We start from the raw sequence: 17,300 nt of genomic DNA, 5'->3' as shown, positions 1-17,300 counted from the left end.
CCCCGGGTCCGGGGCCCGGCCCGGCGGACTCCGCCGATTCCGTCGCTCGGCAGACCGCGCACTCGACAGACAGGGAGGAGGCCCGCGATGACCCTCGCGCCGCCGTCCGCGCATGTGATGAGCATCAGGCACAGACGGCTGAGGTCCCGTCTCCAGAAGCAGCTGGCCGCCGTCGAGAACGTACTCGCCGAGTCGGTCAAGTCCGAACAACCGCTGCTGGCGGACGCCGCCCAGCACCTCCTGGCGGCCGGTGGCAAGCGATTCCGCCCCGTACTCGTCCTCCTCACGGCCCGGTTCGGCGATCCGGACACGCCGGGCGTCATCCGGGGCGCCGCGGCCCTGGAACTGACCCATCTGGCCAGCCTCTACCACGACGACGTCATGGACGCGGCGACGACGCGACGCGGAAGGCCGAGCGTCAACGCCGTCTGGGGCGACAGGACGGCGATCAGAACGGGAGACTTCCTGCTGGCACGAGCCGTCCGGCTGACGTTCGACCTCGGCGACGACGCGGCACGCGCCCGGAGCGGCATGCTGGTCCGGCTGGCCGAGGGCCAGGCGCTGGAGTTACAGGGCCCCGGGCCGGATGACGACCCGATCCGCCACCATCTCGACGTCATCAGTGGCAAGACCGGCTCCCTCATCGCCGCCGCGGCGCAGATCGGGGCGATGCTCGCCGGCGCGGACGCCTCCACGGTCGAGCAGCTCGCCGAATTCGGTGAACACATGGGCGTGGTCTTCCAGTTGGTCGACGACCTCATCGACATCGACGGGGGCGTCCCCGCCTGGGGCAAGGAAGTCGGAACGGATCTGCGCCAGGGGGTGAGCACCCTTCCCGTCCTGATCCTGCGCTCCCTGCCGCCCGACCCCGGGGACGCCGACGACGTCCGGCTACGCACCCTGCTCGACGGCAACCTGGAGGACGGCGGCCAGCGCACCGAGGCACTCCGGCTGCTGCGCCGGCACCGGGCGTTCGCACTGGCACGGGCAGAGGTCGCGCAGCGCACAGAACGCGCCCTGCGGACGCTCCGGAACCTCCCGCGCTGCGACGCCCGCGATGCCCTCGAAGACCTGTGCCGGGCTATCACCGAGAGGGCTGCCAGGCAGGGCGCGAGTCCGGACTCGGGGCCACACCCGACATCGGCCACCTCCGCCGACAGGTCGCCGTACTGGAACAGCGACTCGCCGAAACGCGCGTGAACTTGAGGAAGGAGATTGGGCCGAAGGACCACGCCCTGGACAGGTCGGTGCTGTCCGTGGCATGTCGTCGCTGCGTTTCACGATCGCCAGGACCAGCGCGAGCGCGGCCAGGCAGTACTCGACCAGGCTGCCGGTCCAGTCGCCGTCGGCCCGGACGAGTCCGAGGCGGTGATGCGCGTCGGCCACCTGCTCAGGCAGCACCCGGGCGGCGGCGCGGTCGCCGACATCCGCGGCGGGGACCATCACCCCGAGCGGCAGACCGAGAGTGTCGACCACGACATGCCTCTTGCGCCCGTCGACCAGCTTGCGTCGTCGGCCCCGCAGCTGTCGGCGCCGACGACGGCGTCCGCCTTGACCGAGTTGACGCCGAGGGGCGACAGGAGGCCCAGCGTTCTGGACGACCGTGATCGCCGCCGCGACCAGCGACGTGTGCCAGATGGCCTGCCCCGACCTTCGACGCCGGCTCCGCATCAGGAGGCCGGTCAGGGTCCGGAAGCTGCTCGTACGGGGCGAGGGTCATCGACGGACCTCCCCCCACGCTCGTACCCCGCCGGTCCACGGCGCGACCGGCGAAGGAGGACGTCAACCGAGCTGCGCAGCGGGCGTTCAACCGTTCGATTGAACGTGGGGCTGAACCCTTGGAAAACGTTGCCCACCGGGGCGGGACACGGCCAGGATGAAGGGCGCCCGACGGCCATGGCCTCGCCCAGGCCGCGGGCTTCACCCCCCATGAGAGAGGCCTCCTCAGCGTGCCCAGATTCAGCAGACGACATGTCCTGGCCACCGGTGCCGCCCTCGGTGTCGGAGCCCTCGGCGCCACCGCGACTCCGGCCGCGGCCGCCCCGGCGGGTTACCGCCGTGCGGGCGGGCGCGAGGAGACGCGGACGCTCGACGAGCTCTACCAGGCCGCGCTCGCCGAGGGCGGCAAGCTGGTCGTCTACGCGGGCGGCGACACCCCCACCCAGCAGGACGGCACCAAGGCGGCGTTCAAGGCCCGCTTCCCGGACATCGACCTCACGTTGATCGTGGACTACAGCAAGTACCACGACGTGCGTGTCGACAACCAGTTCGCCACCGACACCCTCGTCCCCGACGTCGTCCAGTTCCAGACCCTCCAGGACTTCGACCGGTGGAAGCAGCAGGGCCGCCTGCTGCACTACAAGCCGGCCGGGTTCTCCAAGGTCTACGACGCGTTCAAGGATCCGCAGGGCGCCTGGGTGGCCACGGGCGCGATCGCCTTCAGCTTCATGTACAACACGGCGACGGTCGGTTCGGCCACGCAGCTCACTCCGCCCGACCTGGTGGACCCCAAGTGGAAGGGCAGGATCGCCTCTTCCTATCCGCACGACGACGACGCGGTGCTCTACCTGTACTCCCTGTACGCACGCACCTACGGCTGGGACTGGGTGGCTCGGTTCGCCGCGCAGGACGTGCAGTTCGGGCGTGGCAGCAACTCCCCCGGCGACGCCGTGTTCGGCGGCCAGAAGGCGATCGGGGTCGGTACCGCCGGGTCCGCGGTGGGCACTTCTCCCGTGACGTTCGCCATCGGCGCCGGGCACCCGTTCATGGCGTGGGGCCAGCGCACGGCCGTCCTCGAGGAGGCCAAGAACTCCACCGCCGCCAAGCTGTTCCTCAACTGGCAGCTGTCCAAGGAGATGCAGAACGGCTCCTTCAACGGCTGGTCCGTCCGCTCCGACGTCACTCCCCCGGCAGGCCTGAAGCCGATCTGGGAGTACCCGAACGCCAACCTGGACGGCTTCCCCCGCTTCATGGCCGACCGCGCCGCGGTCGAACGCTGGAAGCAGACCTTCGCCCTGTACTTCGGCGAGGTCAAGGGCAACCCGACGCCCGGCTGGCTGGGCCTGCACCCAGGGGCATAGACGTAGGGCGGGCGCGCCGGCCGGTGCCCCGCGACCACGCGCCGGACCTGACACCCTGCCGTCCCGGGCATGATCGGTACCTTGACACCCGGGACGGCTGGAGGCCGTGAGCGAGCAGGCGGCCACCAGCACGACGAAGGGGGCCGCCGACCACGAACTGATCCTCGGGAGGAGAATTGCGGGATCAGTCATCTCATGTTCGAGGTGCTGCTGATCCTCGGCCGGGCGGGCGCACCGGGCATGTCGATGCGGGCCATCGCCCAGGAACAGCTCCTGACCACGGGCGGCGCCACCCGGCTGAGGGACCGTATGGCGGCGGGACTCGTGGCGCGCACCGATTCCCCCGAGGACCTGCGCGCGCAGCTGGCGCCGCTCCCCGCCGAGGGACTCAAGCCCACGGCCGACGGATCATGAGTCCGCTGCTCTTGCGTTCAACCCCACGCACAATTCCCCGCAGAGTTCCCTCACCGGGGCGTTGGGAACCGCCGGTTCAAAGCGCTGCGCACTCCTTGGCCAGCCGCAGGCTCTCGGTGACCGCGTGTGGGATGTCGTCGACCGGGAACAGGACGTGGCGGACGGTCCGTTCGGCGTCGGTGATCAGGATGAGCCGCTTGTGGCGGAGGCGGCCCGCGCCGCGGAAGGTGGGCAGTCGTAGGGCGGCGGCCAGTTGGTGGGACGCGTCGGAGAGGAGCGGGTACGGGATCTTCTCGGTGCTGGCGAACTCCCGCTGTTCCTCGGTGAGTTGGGTGCTGATTCCGCGGATCTGCGCGCCTGCCTGCTCGAAGTCGGGCCAGGCCTCGCGGAAGAGGCGGTTCTCCAAAGTGCAGCCCGCCGCGCCCGGGATGGGGCCCCATTCGATTCCGGTGCCGGGGTACGTGAACAGCACCGTCGCGGGGGCGTCCGGTGAGACGAGCGGGGTGTCGGTGCCATGGGCGCCGGGGAGTTGGAGGTCGGCGGGGAGACGGGTGCCGGGCAGGGCGTGGACGCGGGTGTGCTCGGCGCTGTCTGCCTCGGCCGTCGCGGTGAGGGTGCCGTCGCCGAGTACCCAGCGGTCGCCCCAGTCCTGCATCGCCACGAGCAGGGGCAGCAGTGCCGTACCGGCGTCGGTGAGCAGGTATTCGTAGCGCACGGGGCGGCGTTGGTAGAGGCTGCGGGTCAGGACCCCGCTCGCGACGAGGCGGCCGAGGCGCTCGCTGAGGACCTTGCGGGACAGGCCGATCTCGGCGGCCAGCGCGTCGAAGCGGACGTGTCCGCGGGCCACTTCGCGCAGGACGAGCACGTTCCACCAGTCGCCCAGGACGAGAGCGGCCTGGGTGATGCCGCAGGTCTCGTCGGCGTTGTGCATCCTCATGCGCCCATAGTAGGTTCCCTTTCGGGACTCACTTCATTACTTAGTGAAACTTACCGCCCGCGATCGCGCGGGCCGATCCTGAGGAGCCGCATCGTGACCGCCATCAGCCGGGTCGTCGCACGGGAGATCATCGACAGCCGGGGCAATCCGACCGTCGAGGTGGACGTGGAGCTCAAGGACGGATCGCTCGGCCGCGCGGCCGTGCCGTCGGGCGCCTCGACCGGCGCCCGCGAGGCGGTCGAGCTGCGCGACGGGGACCCGGACCGCTACCACGGCAAGGGAGTCCGGCGCGCCGTCGACGCGGTCAACGAGAGCATCGCGGACGCTGTGATCGGGCTCGACGCCGAGGACCAGGCGACCGTCGACCGCACGATGATCGACCTGGACGGCACCGACAACAAGGCGCGGCTCGGCGCCAACGCCCTGCTCGGCGTCTCCCTGGCCACGGCCAAGGCCGCCGCGGCAGCCCACCGGCTGCCGCTGTACCGCTACGTCGGCGGGGTCGACGCCCGTGTCCTGCCGGTGCCGATGATGAACATCGTCAACGGCGGTGCCCACGCCGACAATCCGCTGGACTTCCAGGAGTTCATGATCGCCCCGATCGGTGCGGCCACGTTCGCCGAGGCGGTCCGTATGGGCTCGGAGGTCTTCCACACCCTGCGCGCCGGCCTTCTCGCGGCCGGCCACAACGTCAACGTCGGCGACGAGGGCGGCTTCGCACCCGATCTGCGCACCGCCGACGAGGCCCTCGACTTCGTCGTACGGGCCGTCGAGCAGGCCGGATACAAGCCCGGCACCGACATCACCCTGGTCATGGACCCGGCCACATCGGAGTTCTTCCGCGACGGCGTGTACGACTACGCCGGCGAGGGAGTTCGCCGTACGCCCGCCGAACACGCCGCGTATCTCGCCGAGTTGGTCGACCGCTACCCCGTCGCCTCCATCGAGGACCCGATGGCCGAGGACGACCACGACGGCTGGCGCGACCTGACCGCCCGTCTCGGCGAGCGCTGCCAGCTCACCGGCGACGACGTCTTCTGCACCAACGAGACCCTGCTGCGCGCCGGGATCCGCGACGGCGTCGCCAACTCGATCCTGGTGAAGGTCAACCAGATCGGCACCCTCACCGAGACCCTGGCCACCGTGTCCACCGCACACCGTGCCGGGTACACCGTCGTCATGTCCCACCGCTCCGGCGAGACCGAGGACACCACCATCGCCGACCTGGCCGTCGCCACCGGCTGCGGGCAGATCAAGACCGGCTCGCTGTCCCGCGCCGACCGCACCGCCAAGTACAACCAACTCGTGCGCATCGAGGAGGAGTTGGGCGCCCAGGCCCGGTACGCGGGGCGGGCGGCGCTGGGCTTGCGCCGCTGAGCCTCAGTGCGTTCTCGGCAGCATCGCCGTCACCACGAGGGCGAGCAGTCCGACGTACGCCCATGAGTGGACCCGGTCCGGGATCCGCGGCGGGCGCCGGCGCAGGACCGCGATCACCGGCAGCGCTCCGATGAGCAGGGCCGCGGCGGCGAGCGGGTCGACGAGACCCACCAGGCGCGGGTGCGTGGCCGCGAGTGCCGAGCCCCCGAGGGAGACCGCGGCCGCCGGGAGCGCGATGGCGAGGGTGAGCGGGTTGGCCAGCGTGGTCGCCACGCGCATGGTGTGGCCCGACCGCCGCATCGCCGGGACGGTCATCGCGCTGCCGCCCACACCGAGGAAGGCGGCGACGGCTCCGACCGGCGCGCCCAGGAGGGGCGGCAGCGGTCGGGGCTCGGCGGATGCCGTCCCGGTCCGTGCGCCTGGGCGCAGGAAGCCGGGGCGCAGGAGCAGGTCGGCGATGGTGATCACGACGTAGCCGATGAACGCCCAACGGGTCAGGCCGGGCGGGGGGATCCGGGTGGCGAGCGCCCCGGCGGCGGCGCCGGCCGCCAGCAGCGCGAGCAGCGGGCCGGTGCCGCGCAGGGCGACGAGCACGCGGCGTGGGGTGACGGCGGTGGCGAAGGCCGCGTTCACGAGCATGACCAGGGCCGAGGTGGCCGTCGCCACCCGTATCGCGTCCGCGCCGAGTCCCGCGTCGGCCCACATCACGACCGGCACCGCGACGAACCCGCCGCCGAAGCCGAACAGCACGGTGGTGACCCCGGTGAGGACACCGATCCCGATCAACGCCACAAGATCCATGACGCCCACCCCATCAGGCGGGCCGGCCGTCCCGCATGCGATGCCCGGCACGATTCCTTCGCGTCTCGGCCAGTACAGTCACCCGGTGCGCAACATCCCCCTGGCCGACGTCGACCACCTCGACCGGGCCGTCCTGCCGATCGGCACCGACTATCCGCCGGGCCATGTGCTGGACTGGCACGAGCACCGCAGGGCGCAGCTCCTCTACGGCGCCACCGGCGTGATGGTCGTCGACACCGCCGACGGCACCTGGACCGTGCCGCCCGAGCGCGCGGTCCTCATCCCGCCCGCCACCCGGCACCGGGTCCACATGCTGGGCGTGACCACCCGCAGCCTGTACGTCGAGCCGGGCGCCGTCCCCTGGTGGCCCGCGGTCTGCACGGTCGTGGACGTACCGCCATTGCTGCGCGAACTGCTCCTGGCCAGTGCGGAGTTCGCACCCGACTACAGCCGCTCCGGCCGCGAGGGCACCATCGCCGAACTCCTGCTCCACGAGATCGCCGCCCGGGCCCCGCTCCCCTTCCACGTCGGGATCCCGGCCTCCGCCGACCTCGCCGCCCTCTGCCGCGCCTACCTGGCCACCCCGGACGCCGGCGTCACCAACACCGTATGGGCCGCGCGCACCGCCATGAGCGAGCGGGCCTTCACCCGCCGCTTCCGTACGGAGACCGGCGAGAGCCCTGCCGTATGGCGCTCCCGGGCCCGGCTGCTGGCGGCCGTTCCGCTGCTGCGAACCGCGTCGGTCAGCGAGGTCGCCGGCCGCCTCGGCTACGCCTCCCCCGCCGCGTTCACGGCCGCCTTCACGCGCGCGTTCGGCATGCCGCCGTCCCGTTTCACCGCGCGCGGCGCGGCAGGCGGGCCGTCCGGACGGGGTGGCGGCGGTCCCTGTCGGCCTTGACATTCCGGCCTTGACATTCCGATGCCCCACCACAAGGCTTACCGACCAGTCGGTATGGAGGAGTGGGGCATGTCCGAACTGAGCATCCGCACCACCGCGGGCGTCAGCCACTGGATCCCCGAGGAAGCGGCGGAGACGCTGAACGGCCTGCTGCTCGAACACCTCCGGACGTCAGCCTGACGGCGGGACGGCCGGCACATGCGACCTTGTACGCTGTAATGTATGAATAGCGCCAGTGACCCTTACGAGCTGCGTGTCGGCGTTCCGTCCTTGGAGACCTTCCGCCGCTTGCGCACCGATGCCGGCCTCTCCGACAAGGCCCCCGAGGCTGTCGCGCTCGCCCTCCCCCACACCTGGCACGGGGTGGTGCTCTGTCACGAGGGGGAGCCCATCGGCATGGGACGGGTCATCGGGGACGGCGGTACGGCGTTCCAGATCGTCGACGTCTGCGTGCACCCCGCACACCAAGGGCGCGGTCTAGGCCGGCGCATCATGGCCGCGCTCACGGAGGAACTGGAGCGCCGCGCGCCCGCTACGGCCTATGTCTCACTGATCGCGGACGGCCCGGCCCGTTTCCTGTACGAGAAGTTCGGCTTCGCCGACACCGCCACGCACGACTCGATCGGCATGTACCGCGTGATGTGACGCGGGATCCGAGCCGCCTGCGGCGTCGGCGCGGCACAACGGCCTGCGGGTCGCCTCGGCGTGCACAACGCCGCGGCGACCCGCAGGACTTCGTTCCGACCTACCGGTCCGAGGACCGGCCCCGGATCAGGCGGGGGTGATGTTCTCCGCCTGCGGGCCCTTCTGGCCCTGGGTGATGTCGAAGGTCACCGCCTGGCCTTCCTGGAGCTCACGGAAGCCGGAGGCGTTGATGTTGGAGTAGTGCGCGAAGACGTCGGGGCCGCCGCCGTCCTGGGCGATGAAGCCGAAGCCCTTTTCCGCGTTGAACCACTTGACGGTTCCGCTGGCCATGCTGGTACCTCTCAGTTGACGTCAGAACCGCACCGCGCGGTCCTGGAGGTGATCGCCCTGGTCCGGTACTGCACAGCAAAACGCCCGCACCGGAGCGCGGGCAGGTACTGCGAACCACGACAGCTGGCAGAGACGCTACACCGCGAAACAGCCCCTCACCAGAGAATTACCGTCATGATCCACACCGGGCGCCGTGAAGCAGCTGATGCTTGACGTCTGGCCTTGACGCCGTGGCTTACTGGCTCCATGACGGACCGTTTCCCTGAGATCACCTCTGTGGAGGAGTTCATCCGGCTGCGGGAGAGCGAGGACCCGGCGGAGTACAACCGCTCGGCGTGGGCAACCATGCCGTTGGCAGTCTGGTGGGACCTGGTACGCAACCGTCCCGACATGCGCTTCTGGGCCGCGCACAACAGGACGGTGCCGTCGGAGATTCTGGCCGAGCTGATCAAGGATCCGGATTGGCGGGTCCGAGACCGGGTGGCCAGTAAGCGCAACTGCCCGCCTGAGCTGCTGGAACGGCTGGTCGACGATCCGCATGACGCGGTACGGAGGCTCGTCGCAGGCCATCCGCGATCGCCGCGGTCGGCGGTTGCGCGTCTGGTTGATGACCCGTGGCCGGTCATCGCGCAGGAAGCCCGGGCCCGGCTGGCCGACTGGCCGTCCGTGCAGCCTTCGGCCCCTTCCTGGTGATGCGAGAGCGGTGGTGATCAGCTCGGTTTCATCACAGGTGCCGCCAGGTGCGCCATGGACGGGTGATGGTCTCGCGGAAGGAGTGGTGCGACGGGTTACGGCCGGAGTGGGCGAGCGCCCAGCCTTGCGGGTCGGTGAAGTTCTCACTGGTCGCCGAAGACTCCGCGCACACCGCGCACTCCATTGAGTACGTGGTCGGCTCCGCGTCCGGCTCCCGGTCCGGTGTCAGTGTCCACGTCTCGTGGCGGATCACCGAGCGCACGCTCACAGCCCCTGTTCGGTGCGCGAGTTGACCGCCTTCACGCCCGCACTGAGCCGTTCTGCGACAGTGGCCGGACGGATCTGATCGGGATCAACCTCCCACTCACGGCCACCACCGACCGGGCGCAGCATGACGTACGGCCCCGCCTTGCCCTGGAACTCACCCGCCTTGCGCGTAACGGGGTCGTACATCAGCTCTCCGCACTCAGGGACGCCTGCCTCTGTTGCTCTTCCTTGAGTCGCCATGTTGATGACGCTACGTAACGGCAGGAGTGCACCTCAATGGCACTTTGATGAGGTGTCAGACCGAAGTGCCACACCGCGTCACACCGGCACACCGATCGCGTCGGCCAACTCCCTCATCTCCGAGGTGAGGGTGCGCCGACGGGCGATCACACGGCTGAAGATGTCCCGTGCGTACCGCTGGTTGGGCAGCCACTGCGGCGCATCTGCGCGGATACCCTGCAAGACCTCGACCGTCTTCGCGTAGTCACGGGAGCGCGCATGCGCTTCCGCTACGTCCAGGAGATGTCGGTTGCGGTTGTTGGACGTGGGACGCATACCGCTGGTCGGGATGCGCGCCGAGAGTTTGAGGACCAGGTCCGGCTTGTCGACGATCATCGCGTTCTCGGCCCGTTTCAGGGCCACCGTGACCGGTCCGAACGCCTGCAAGAAGTCATCGCGCGGAGCGAACTCCCAGCCCATCGCCACCGCCGCCGAGTTGGCGTACCGCAAGGCGTCCTCGGCCTCGCCGGGCCGGTTGTCCCGGATCGCCGCGGCGGAGGTCCGCAGCAGCAGCCAGCCCCACGCGCTCAGCTCCGCCGGGGTCGCTCTCGAAACGCGCGGCTCGACCTCATCGGCCCACCGGATCGCCAGTTCGCGTGCCTCGGCGAGCCGACCGCGCCGCAGCAAGAGCCAGCACTGCGTGTTGACCGTCGCTGCCGCCTGGAGCCGGTCCGAGGACTCTTCGAGGGACCGGGACAGAGCGACGGCCGCCGCCTCGAACTGCCGGGTCTGGGTCAGCAGCCAGCCGGTCAGATGCGAGAGCCGGACTCGCACGGCCCGCCCCTCGGGACCACTCTCGGCAATGAGATCAGCGTCCCGAAGGAGGGGTGGAAGGATCACGCTCAGCTCTGCGAAACGATCACCGGAGAAGAGGGGGAGAGCCGATTCCAGGGCTTCCCGCACTCCTCCCAGTGTCGGCTCTTCGGTCACTCCATCCATCCGTACCGGGCTGACGAGCGAGCGCCGGACGGACTCCCAGCGCTCAGCGGCCCCAGGCGCCTCCGCCTCGACCTCTTCGTGCTCACCGATGAGGTTCGTCGTCGGCACCCGCAGGGCTTGGGCGAGTTGACGCGCGGTCTCCAGACGAGTGTCTGCCCGCTCTCCTTGCTCCAGCTTCCTGATCAAGGACAGAGAAACACCGGACTCGCTCGCCAGCTGACGTTGTGTCATGCCGCGCCACTTGCGTACTTCCTGAAGCCGCTTGCCAACGCTGGCGCTCATGATTCGAGCGTACGGCCACCCGCGGGGGCCTGCGTAAGCTTCCTGTGAGGTATCTGATGTGGGCGCCGACTGGTACGGCCGCGCCGGCGGTGGGCGTCGCCGGCCGGGTCCTGCTTCCGGAACAACAAGGTCGCGCCGAGCGTATAAGTGAGCTTCACGCACCAAGGTTGACGGGACGCGTCCGGTCGGGCACCGAGGTGCCAAGCTGCTCAGGCCCGGCGGCGGGAAGGACGAAGCCTGCCATCCCGGTGGTGACCAGTGCCATGATCACCATCATGGTGAACATGGACTGATCGAGAACTCCCAGGGTCACCCCGGCATTCAGGATGACCAGTTCGGTCAGACCCCGGGTGTTCATCAGGAAGGCCAGCAGTCGGGAGTCCGGTCGCGACAGGCCGATCAGCCGTCCGCTCACGTAGGCGGCGACCATCTTGCCGAGACACGCCACAGCGAGGATTCCCGCGAGTTCGAGCAGGGCGCCGCCGGCGATGCGGGTGATGTCGACGGACAGGCCCGTGGTGACGAAGAAGACCGGCATGAGCAGCGCGGTGATCTGCCGTATCGGTGCGGCGATCTGCTCGCTCGGTTCGTGTCCGAGGTCGCGCGGCATGACCAGGCCGAAGGCGAAGGCACCGAAGATGGCGTCCAGGCCGATCGCCGCGGCGGCGTAGCCGGAGGCCAGGACACCGGCAGCGAGCAGCGGCAGGACGTGCCCGGGCGGTCGGCCGTCGCGCGGCTGGAGCAGGCGGCGTAGCAGGGGCCGTACGAGCAGGATCAGGACCGCGGCGTGTACGGCGCTCAGCGCGGCGACCTGGACGAGTCGTCCGGGACCTCCCGCGGCGGCGATCACCGACACCACGATCAGCAGGCACCAGGCGATCAGGTCACCGACCGCGGCGGCGGCCAGCGCGAGGACGCCAACGCGCTGGTCGCGCAGCCCGCAGTCCGTGATGATGCGGGCGAGCACCGGGAACGCGGTGATGGACATGGCCACACCGACGAAGAGCAGGAAGACCAGTGTGTCGACCTTGTGGCCGCCGGCCTCCGCGTGGCGGGCGTACAGCCAGCCCGCCAGGGCGACGCCGCCCACGAAGGGCAGGACGATCGTGGACAGGGACACGCCGAGGACCTCGCCGGGCTGGCGGCGCAGCTGGTCGAGGTTCATCTCCCAGCCGATCAGGAACATGAAGAGCAGGATGCCGACTTGGGCGATGGCGGCGAGGTCGGTGCGTACCGTTTGCGGGAACAGCACATCGGTGGGGTTGCCGGGGAAGAGGCCGAGCAGGCTGGGGCCGAGGGCGAGCCCCGCGACGATCTCGGCGATGACCGGGGGTTGGCGCAGTCGGCGCAGCAGCGGTTTGAGCAGGGAGCCGAGCGCCAGGACCAGGGCCAGGTCGGCCAGGACGAGGATGGCGGGGTTCAGCACGAAGGGGTCTCCGGGTCGGGGTGCGGTCCGGTGCGGTGCGGTCCGGCAAGCGGTTCTGTGAGGAGGGGAAGGTGAGCAACCCCCTCACCACCAACTCGCCCGACCACGCGCTCAACTCGGCCGACAGCCATGCCATGAGCGCATCAAGACATCGTTTCAGCTCGGAGCGGGGTCGGATCCAACGAGGTCTCCTGAACGCGGCGAGGCCACGAGACCGGACAGGTACCCTCCGTCGGCCCTCACCCCACCCCCGGCGCCGCCGTACTCTCGCGGATCATCAACCGCGTCGGCACCAGAGTCGTCCCGTGCGGCGGCTCCTCATGGCGGAGTTTGCGCAGGACCGCCTGGACGCAGAGCCGTCCGACCTCGGCGAAGTCCTGGTGGACGGTGGTGAGGGGCGGCAGGAAGGAGGAGGCCTCGGCGATGTCGTCGAAGCCGATGACGCTGACGTCCTCGGGGACGCGGCGGCCGCGTTCGTGCAGGGCGCGCAGCAGGCCGAGGGCCATCTGGTCGTTGGCGGTGAAGACCGCGGTGCAGTCCTCGCGGGCGGCGAGGTCGAGGCCCGCCCGGTAGCCGGATTCCGCCGACCAGTCGCCGCGTACCAGCGGTGGCACTCTGCGGCCGGCGTCGACGAGCGTGGCCTGCCAGGCATCGCTGCGGCGCTGGGCGGCGTAGGAGCCCTCGGGGCCGGCCAGGTGCCAGACCGTGTCGTGGCCGAGGTCCAGCAGGTGCTGGACGGCGGTGCGGGTGCCGCCGGCCTGGTCGGTGTCGACGACCGTGTAGCGCTCCCCCGCGTCGGAGTCGGCGACGACCACCTGGACGCGGGGCGGGAGGTTGACGGTGGCCGCGTCCAGGAGGTGCACCTCCATGATGACGATCACCGCGTCGACGGCGAGTTCCTCGAGGCGGGTGAAGGCGCCGCGCACCTCGTCCTGGGTGGGGACGGCGACCGGCAGCAGGGTGACCGCGTATCCCTCGGCCGCCGCGGCGGTCGCGATCGCCTCCACGGTGCGGACGTTGCCGGTCGTGGTGAGGGAGAAGGTGATCACGCCGAGCGTGCGGAACTCGCCGCGTTTCAGGGCGCGGGCAGCGCTGTTGGGTCGGTAGCCCAACTCCCGCATGGCGGCGAGGACTTGACGGCGCGTCTCCTCGGTGACGCCCGCGTAGCCGTTCGACACGCGCGAGACGGTCTGGGAGGACACGCCGGCGAGCTGGGCCACGTCGGACATGGAGACCGAGGGGCGGGCCGGGCCGGGTGAGCGTCGGCCGCCGGCCACCGCCGGTGCGGGTGCCTGCGTCGGCATGCCGTGTGCCGCGTCCATCTCCTACCCCCTGCCTCTCCTTGCATCGCTTCGGTCACGATCTCCCCGGGTGACCCTTGACCGGTGTCAACGGAGGAGTGTAGACATGCCGCCATCAGATGTTTACGTAAACATAACAGCACGAGTCTCTTTTTTTGCTGATCGATGTTTGCGTAAACATCGGGGCGGCGCGCACAGGGAAAACCGGGGCGGGCCGCGGGTTCCATGAGTGAGCGAGCGAGGAACGATCATGACGACGCTGCAACCGCCGGCCGCCGCCGAGCCGCGCCCGGCACCGCCCCCGGCGAAACGGGACCGCCGCTCCTGGACGGGGTGGGGATTCATCGGACCGTTCGTCGCGGTGTTCGCGCTGGTCTTCCTCGCGCCGATCGCGTACTCGATCTACCTGAGCCTCTTCCGCGACCAGCTCATCGGCGGCAACCAGTTCGTCGGCCTGGACAACTACACCCAGGCCCTCGAGGACGACCAGTTCTGGCAGGCCGTCGCCCGAGTGGCGCTCTTCCTGGCGATCCAGGTGCCGATCATGCTGGGCATCGCCCTGCTGGTGGCCCTCGCGCTGGACAGCGGCCGGCTCTACGGCAAGAGCTTCTTCCGGATCACGATCTTCCTGCCGTACGCCGTCCCCGCCGTGGTCGCCACCCTCATGTGGGGCTTCATGTACGGCACCAAGTACGGCCTGGTGGGCGACATCAACGAGGCGTTCGGCACCTCGCTGCCCGACCTGCTCTCCCCCGACTGGGTACTGGCCTCCATCGGCAACATCGTGACCTGGGAGTTCGTCGGCTACAACATGCTGATCTTCTACTCGGCGCTGCGGGTCATCCCGACCTCGCTGTACGAGGCGGCGGAGATCGACGGCGCCGGTCAGTGGCGGATCATCAGCTCGATCAAGCTGCCCGCGATCCGGGGCGCGATCGTCATCGCCACGATCTTCTCGATCATCGGCAGCTTCCAGCTCTTCAACGAGCCGAACATCCTGCGCCCGCTGGCGCGCAACGCCATCACCACCGACTACACCCCGAACTTCTACACGTACTCGCTGTCCTTCAACGGCCAGCAGCACAACTACTCCGCGACGGTGGCCATCATCATGGGCGTCCTCACGATGATCGTCGCCTACGCCGTCCAGCTGCGCGGCATGCGCAAGGGAGCGTGACCCGATGAGCACCTCTGTCGCCGCTCCCCCCACCAAGAGCGCCTCCCCGCTGCGCACCCCGCGCAAGAAGCACACCCCGGGCAAGCCGAAGCGCAGCCTGCTGCTCACGGGACTCATGGCCCTGATGGTCGTCTACACAGTGGCGCCGCTGATCTGGCTGGTCATCAACTCCACCAAGACCCAGGCGGGTCTGGGCGACTCCAACGGACTGTGGTTCGCCCACGACTTCGCCCTGTGGGACAACATCTCGACCACCTTCACCTACCACGACGGCATCTTCGTCCGCTGGCTGCTCAACACCCTGCTCTACGTGGTGCTCGGCGCGGGCGGCGCGACGCTCCTCGCGGTGCTGGGCGGGTACGCGCTGGCGAAGTTCGACTTCCCCGGCAAGCGCGGGATCTTCGCCGTCGTCATCGGCGCGGTGGCCGTGCCGGGTACGGCCCTCGCGGTGCCGACCTTTCTGATGTTCAGCAAGATGGGGCTCACCGACACCCCATGGGCGGTCATCATCCCGTCCCTGGTCTCGCCGTTCGGCCTCTATCTGATGTGGGTGTTCGCCGCCGAGGCGATCCCGACCGAGCTGCTGGAAGCGGCCCGGATGGACGGGGCGAGCGAGGTGCGGACCTTCTTCCAGGTCGCGCTGCCGCTGCTGGCCCCCGGGATCGTGACCGTGCTGCTGTTCACCACGGTCGCCACCTGGAACAACTACTTCCTCCCGCTGATCATGCTCAAGGACCCCAACTGGTACCCGCTGACCCTGGGTCTGAGCGCCTGGAACTCCCAGGCGGAGACCATCGGCGGTGACGTCATCTTCAACCTGGTGATCACGGGCTCCCTGCTCACGATCATCCCGCTGATCGCCGCCTTCCTGTTCCTCCAGAAGTACTGGCAGTCCGGTCTCGCCGCCGGAAGCGTCAAGGAGTGACGGCGGCGACGCCCCCCAAACCCCCCAATGCAGCACCCCTGAAACACCCCTTGAAACACCACCACCCTCACCTGTCCCACCCACGAAGAAGTGGAAGCACCTCCATGCGCAGAACAACGAGCCGCGTCCTTCGCGGCATCGCCCTCGTCTCCACCCTCGCCCTGGGCATGACCGCCTGCGGCGGCTCGGACGACGACTCCGACACCAAGGCCGTCTCCGCCGCGGACATCAAGGCGGCCCTGGACAAGGGCGGCGACATCACGGTCTGGGCCTGGGAGCCCACCCTGAAGACCGTGGCCGCCGACTTCCAGAAGAAGTACCCGAAGGTCAAGGTCAACCTGGTCAGCGAGCGCTCCGGCGACAAGCACTACACCGCGCTGTCCAACGCGATCTCCGCCGGCAAGGGCGTCCCGGACGTCGCCCAGGTCGAGTACTTCGCGCTCGGCCAGTACTCCCTCACCAAGGGCCTGACCAACCTGGCCCCGTACGGTGCCGACAAGCTCGCCTCGAAGTACACGGCCGGTCCGTGGAACGCGGTCAGCGACGGCGACAAGGTCTACGGCCTGCCGATGGACTCGGGCCCGATGGCGCTGTTCTACAACAAGACGGTCTTCGACAAGTACAAGATCGCCGTCCCGACCACCTGGGACGAGTACCTCGACGCGGCCCGCAAGCTCCACAAGGCCGACCCGAAGGTCTACATCGCCAACGACGCCGGCGACGCGGGCTTCACCACCTCCATGCTGTGGCAGGCCGGTTCGCGCCCCTACAAGGTCGACGGCACCAAGGTCGGCATCAACTTCGACGACGCGGGCGCCAAGAAGTTCGAGACCGTCTGGCAGAAGCTGATCGACGAGAAGCTGCTCGCCCCGATCAACGGCTGGACCGACGACTGGTACAAGGGCCTCGGCGACGGCAGCATCGCCACCCTGGCCAGCGGCGCCTGGATGCCCGCCAACTTCGAGACCGGTGTCCCGGGCGCCAAGGGGCAGTGGCGTGCCGCGCCGCTCCCGGCCTGGACCAAGGGTGACAAGGCGAGCGCGGAGAACGGTGGCTCCTCGCTGACCGTCCCCGAGCTGGCCAAGAACAAGGAACTCGCCTACGCCTTCACCGAGTACGCCAACTCCGGCGCCGGTGTCGCCACCCGGGTCTCCGAGGGCGCCTTCCCCGCCACCAAGGCTCAGCTGGAGGACCCCGCATTCCAGAGCAAGAAGTTCGACTACTTCGACGGCCAGGAAGCGAACAAGATCTTCGCCGACTCCGCGGCGAACGTGGCGAGCGACTGGTCGTACCTGCCCTTCCAGCAGTACGCGAACTCGATCTTCAACGACACGGTCGGCAAGGCCTACGTCTCCAACACGACGCTGGCCGACGGTCTGAAGGCCTGGCAGGACGCCTCGGTCAAGTACGGCGAGGAGCAGGGCTTCACCATCGAGAAGTAGTTCTCGCGCAAGCCGAGAACCAGTTCTCGCGCAAGCAACGAACGCCGGGCGGCGCGGCTCCCGGGCCGCGCCGCCCCCGTGCACCAC

Annotated in this window: 17 protein-coding genes and 2 pseudogenes; 10 read left to right on the top strand and 9 right to left on the bottom strand. The window is 69.6% G+C overall.

Features of this window, described 5'->3' with window-relative positions; all coding sequences use genetic code 11:
* The first annotated feature begins 87 nt into the window (after positions 1 to 87).
* Positions 88 to 1,200, top strand: coding sequence for a polyprenyl synthetase family protein (locus tag ABZ928_RS18165; RefSeq protein WP_361519425.1), 1,113 nt, complete (start codon positions 88 to 90; stop codon positions 1,198 to 1,200).
* Between the two features lie 153 nt (positions 1,201 to 1,353).
* On the opposite strand, the pseudogene ABZ928_RS18160 reads toward ABZ928_RS18165, so the two are convergent.
* Positions 1,354 to 1,506 (bottom strand): annotated as a pseudogene (locus tag ABZ928_RS18160) (transposase); the annotation flags it as partial.
* Positions 1,507 to 1,949: 443 nt separating this feature from the next.
* Between ABZ928_RS18160 and ABZ928_RS18155 the strand changes: the two are divergent.
* Together ABZ928_RS18155 and ABZ928_RS18150 are read left to right on the top strand one after the other, a co-directional pair.
* Complete coding sequence (locus ABZ928_RS18155) at positions 1,950 to 3,080, top strand: ABC transporter substrate-binding protein (protein WP_361519423.1); 1,131 nt, start codon at positions 1,950 to 1,952, stop codon at positions 3,078 to 3,080.
* Positions 3,081 to 3,186: 106 nt separating this feature from the next.
* Positions 3,187 to 3,446 (top strand): annotated as a pseudogene (locus ABZ928_RS18150) (MarR family transcriptional regulator); the annotation flags it as partial.
* Positions 3,447 to 3,570: 124 nt separating this feature from the next.
* On the opposite strand, the gene ABZ928_RS18145 reads toward ABZ928_RS18150, so the two are convergent.
* Positions 3,571 to 4,431, bottom strand: a complete 861-nt coding sequence (locus ABZ928_RS18145; RefSeq protein WP_361519420.1) for a winged helix-turn-helix transcriptional regulator — start codon at positions 4,429 to 4,431, stop codon at positions 3,571 to 3,573.
* Between the two features lie 93 nt (positions 4,432 to 4,524).
* Here ABZ928_RS18145 and eno point away from each other — a divergent pair, with 93 nt between their 5' ends.
* On the top strand, positions 4,525 to 5,808 hold the full coding sequence (gene eno / locus ABZ928_RS18140) for a phosphopyruvate hydratase (RefSeq protein ID WP_361519417.1): 1,284 nt from the start codon (positions 4,525 to 4,527) through the stop codon (positions 5,806 to 5,808).
* 3 nt (positions 5,809 to 5,811) lie between these two features.
* On the opposite strand, the gene ABZ928_RS18135 is transcribed toward eno, so the two are convergent.
* Entirely contained in the window at positions 5,812 to 6,609 is a 798-nt protein-coding gene (locus ABZ928_RS18135; RefSeq protein ID WP_361519414.1) for a sulfite exporter TauE/SafE family protein, read from the bottom strand.
* Positions 6,610 to 6,694: 85 nt separating this feature from the next.
* Between ABZ928_RS18135 and ABZ928_RS18130 the strand changes: the two genes are divergently transcribed.
* Complete coding sequence (locus ABZ928_RS18130) at positions 6,695 to 7,507, top strand: helix-turn-helix transcriptional regulator (protein WP_361519411.1); 813 nt, start codon at positions 6,695 to 6,697, stop codon at positions 7,505 to 7,507.
* 222 nt (positions 7,508 to 7,729) lie between these two features.
* Complete coding sequence (locus ABZ928_RS18125) at positions 7,730 to 8,152, top strand: GNAT family N-acetyltransferase (RefSeq protein WP_361519408.1); 423 nt, start codon at positions 7,730 to 7,732, stop codon at positions 8,150 to 8,152.
* A gap of 126 nt (positions 8,153 to 8,278) precedes the next feature.
* Here ABZ928_RS18125 and ABZ928_RS18120 read toward each other — a convergent pair whose 3' ends face one another.
* Complete coding sequence (locus ABZ928_RS18120; protein WP_037751662.1) at positions 8,279 to 8,482, bottom strand: cold-shock protein; 204 nt, start codon at positions 8,480 to 8,482, stop codon at positions 8,279 to 8,281.
* Between the two features lie 246 nt (positions 8,483 to 8,728).
* On the opposite strand from ABZ928_RS18120, the gene ABZ928_RS18115 reads away from it, so the two are divergent.
* Entirely contained in the window at positions 8,729 to 9,175 is a 447-nt protein-coding gene (locus ABZ928_RS18115; RefSeq protein WP_361519405.1) for a hypothetical protein, read from the top strand.
* 31 nt (positions 9,176 to 9,206) lie between these two features.
* On the opposite strand, the gene ABZ928_RS18110 is transcribed toward ABZ928_RS18115, so the two are convergent.
* The 5 genes from ABZ928_RS18110 to ABZ928_RS18090 all read right to left on the bottom strand — a co-directional run bounded on the left by ABZ928_RS18110 (position 9,207) and on the right by ABZ928_RS18090 (position 13,690).
* Positions 9,207 to 9,437, bottom strand: coding sequence for a hypothetical protein (locus ABZ928_RS18110; RefSeq protein WP_361519402.1), 231 nt, complete (start codon positions 9,435 to 9,437; stop codon positions 9,207 to 9,209).
* Positions 9,438 to 9,439: 2 nt separating this feature from the next.
* Positions 9,440 to 9,628 carry a hypothetical protein gene (locus tag ABZ928_RS18105; RefSeq protein WP_361519399.1) on the bottom strand — a complete coding sequence of 63 codons (189 nt, stop codon included), beginning with the start codon at positions 9,626 to 9,628 and terminating at the stop codon, positions 9,440 to 9,442.
* Positions 9,629 to 9,760: 132 nt separating this feature from the next.
* The gene (locus ABZ928_RS18100) at positions 9,761 to 10,942 is read right to left on the bottom strand and encodes a helix-turn-helix transcriptional regulator (RefSeq protein ID WP_361519396.1); all 1,182 of its coding nucleotides are present in this window, start codon (positions 10,940 to 10,942) and stop codon (positions 9,761 to 9,763) included.
* 154 nt (positions 10,943 to 11,096) lie between these two features.
* A complete protein-coding gene (locus ABZ928_RS18095; RefSeq protein WP_361519393.1) occupies positions 11,097 to 12,368 on the bottom strand; it encodes a cation:proton antiporter in 1,272 nt (423 codons plus the stop codon).
* A gap of 239 nt (positions 12,369 to 12,607) precedes the next feature.
* Complete coding sequence (locus ABZ928_RS18090; protein WP_361519390.1) at positions 12,608 to 13,690, bottom strand: LacI family DNA-binding transcriptional regulator; 1,083 nt, start codon at positions 13,688 to 13,690, stop codon at positions 12,608 to 12,610.
* Between the two features lie 229 nt (positions 13,691 to 13,919).
* Between ABZ928_RS18090 and ABZ928_RS18085 the strand changes: the two genes are divergently transcribed.
* The 3 genes from ABZ928_RS18085 (at position 13,920) to ABZ928_RS18075 (ending at position 17,213) form a co-directional block, all read left to right on the top strand.
* Positions 13,920 to 14,846 (top strand): sugar ABC transporter permease, encoded by a 927-nt coding sequence (locus ABZ928_RS18085; RefSeq protein WP_361519387.1) that lies wholly within the window; start codon positions 13,920 to 13,922, stop codon positions 14,844 to 14,846.
* A gap of 4 nt (positions 14,847 to 14,850) precedes the next feature.
* The gene (locus ABZ928_RS18080) at positions 14,851 to 15,771 is read left to right on the top strand and encodes a carbohydrate ABC transporter permease (RefSeq protein ID WP_361519384.1); all 921 of its coding nucleotides are present in this window, start codon (positions 14,851 to 14,853) and stop codon (positions 15,769 to 15,771) included.
* Positions 15,772 to 15,875: 104 nt separating this feature from the next.
* Positions 15,876 to 17,213, top strand: coding sequence for a sugar ABC transporter substrate-binding protein (locus ABZ928_RS18075; RefSeq protein WP_361519382.1), 1,338 nt, complete (start codon positions 15,876 to 15,878; stop codon positions 17,211 to 17,213).
* Positions 17,214 to 17,300 lie beyond the last annotated feature (87 nt).

Source organism: Streptomyces sp. NPDC046909 (assembly GCF_040644695.1).
GTDB lineage: Bacteria > Actinomycetota > Actinomycetes > Streptomycetales > Streptomycetaceae > Streptomyces.
This window is presented reverse-complemented; position numbering and strand designations above follow the sequence as displayed.

Bases quoted from the DNA above. Each gene is read 5' to 3' on its own strand.
- ABZ928_RS18120 (WP_037751662.1), bottom strand. From the start codon at position 8,482: ATGGCCAGCGGAACCGTCAAGTGGTTCAACGCGGAAAAGGGCTTCGGC.
- ABZ928_RS18100 (WP_361519396.1), bottom strand. From the start codon at position 10,942: ATGAGCGCCAGCGTTGGCAAGCGGCTTCAGGAAGTACGCAAGTGGCGC.
- ABZ928_RS18080 (WP_361519384.1), top strand. From the start codon at position 14,851: ATGAGCACCTCTGTCGCCGCTCCCCCCACCAAGAGCGCCTCCCCGCTG.
- ABZ928_RS18075 (WP_361519382.1), top strand. From the start codon at position 15,876: ATGCGCAGAACAACGAGCCGCGTCCTTCGCGGCATCGCCCTCGTCTCC.
- ABZ928_RS18125 (WP_361519408.1), top strand. From the start codon at position 7,730: ATGAATAGCGCCAGTGACCCTTACGAGCTGCGTGTCGGCGTTCCGTCC.
- ABZ928_RS18145 (WP_361519420.1), bottom strand. From the start codon at position 4,431: ATGAGGATGCACAACGCCGACGAGACCTGCGGCATCACCCAGGCCGCT.
- ABZ928_RS18090 (WP_361519390.1), bottom strand. From the start codon at position 13,690: ATGGACGCGGCACACGGCATGCCGACGCAGGCACCCGCACCGGCGGTG.
- ABZ928_RS18085 (WP_361519387.1), top strand. From the start codon at position 13,920: ATGACGACGCTGCAACCGCCGGCCGCCGCCGAGCCGCGCCCGGCACCG.
- ABZ928_RS18105 (WP_361519399.1), bottom strand. From the start codon at position 9,628: ATGTACGACCCCGTTACGCGCAAGGCGGGTGAGTTCCAGGGCAAGGCG.
- ABZ928_RS18165 (WP_361519425.1), top strand. From the start codon at position 88: ATGACCCTCGCGCCGCCGTCCGCGCATGTGATGAGCATCAGGCACAGA.
- ABZ928_RS18135 (WP_361519414.1), bottom strand. From the start codon at position 6,609: ATGGATCTTGTGGCGTTGATCGGGATCGGTGTCCTCACCGGGGTCACC.
- ABZ928_RS18115 (WP_361519405.1), top strand. From the start codon at position 8,729: ATGACGGACCGTTTCCCTGAGATCACCTCTGTGGAGGAGTTCATCCGG.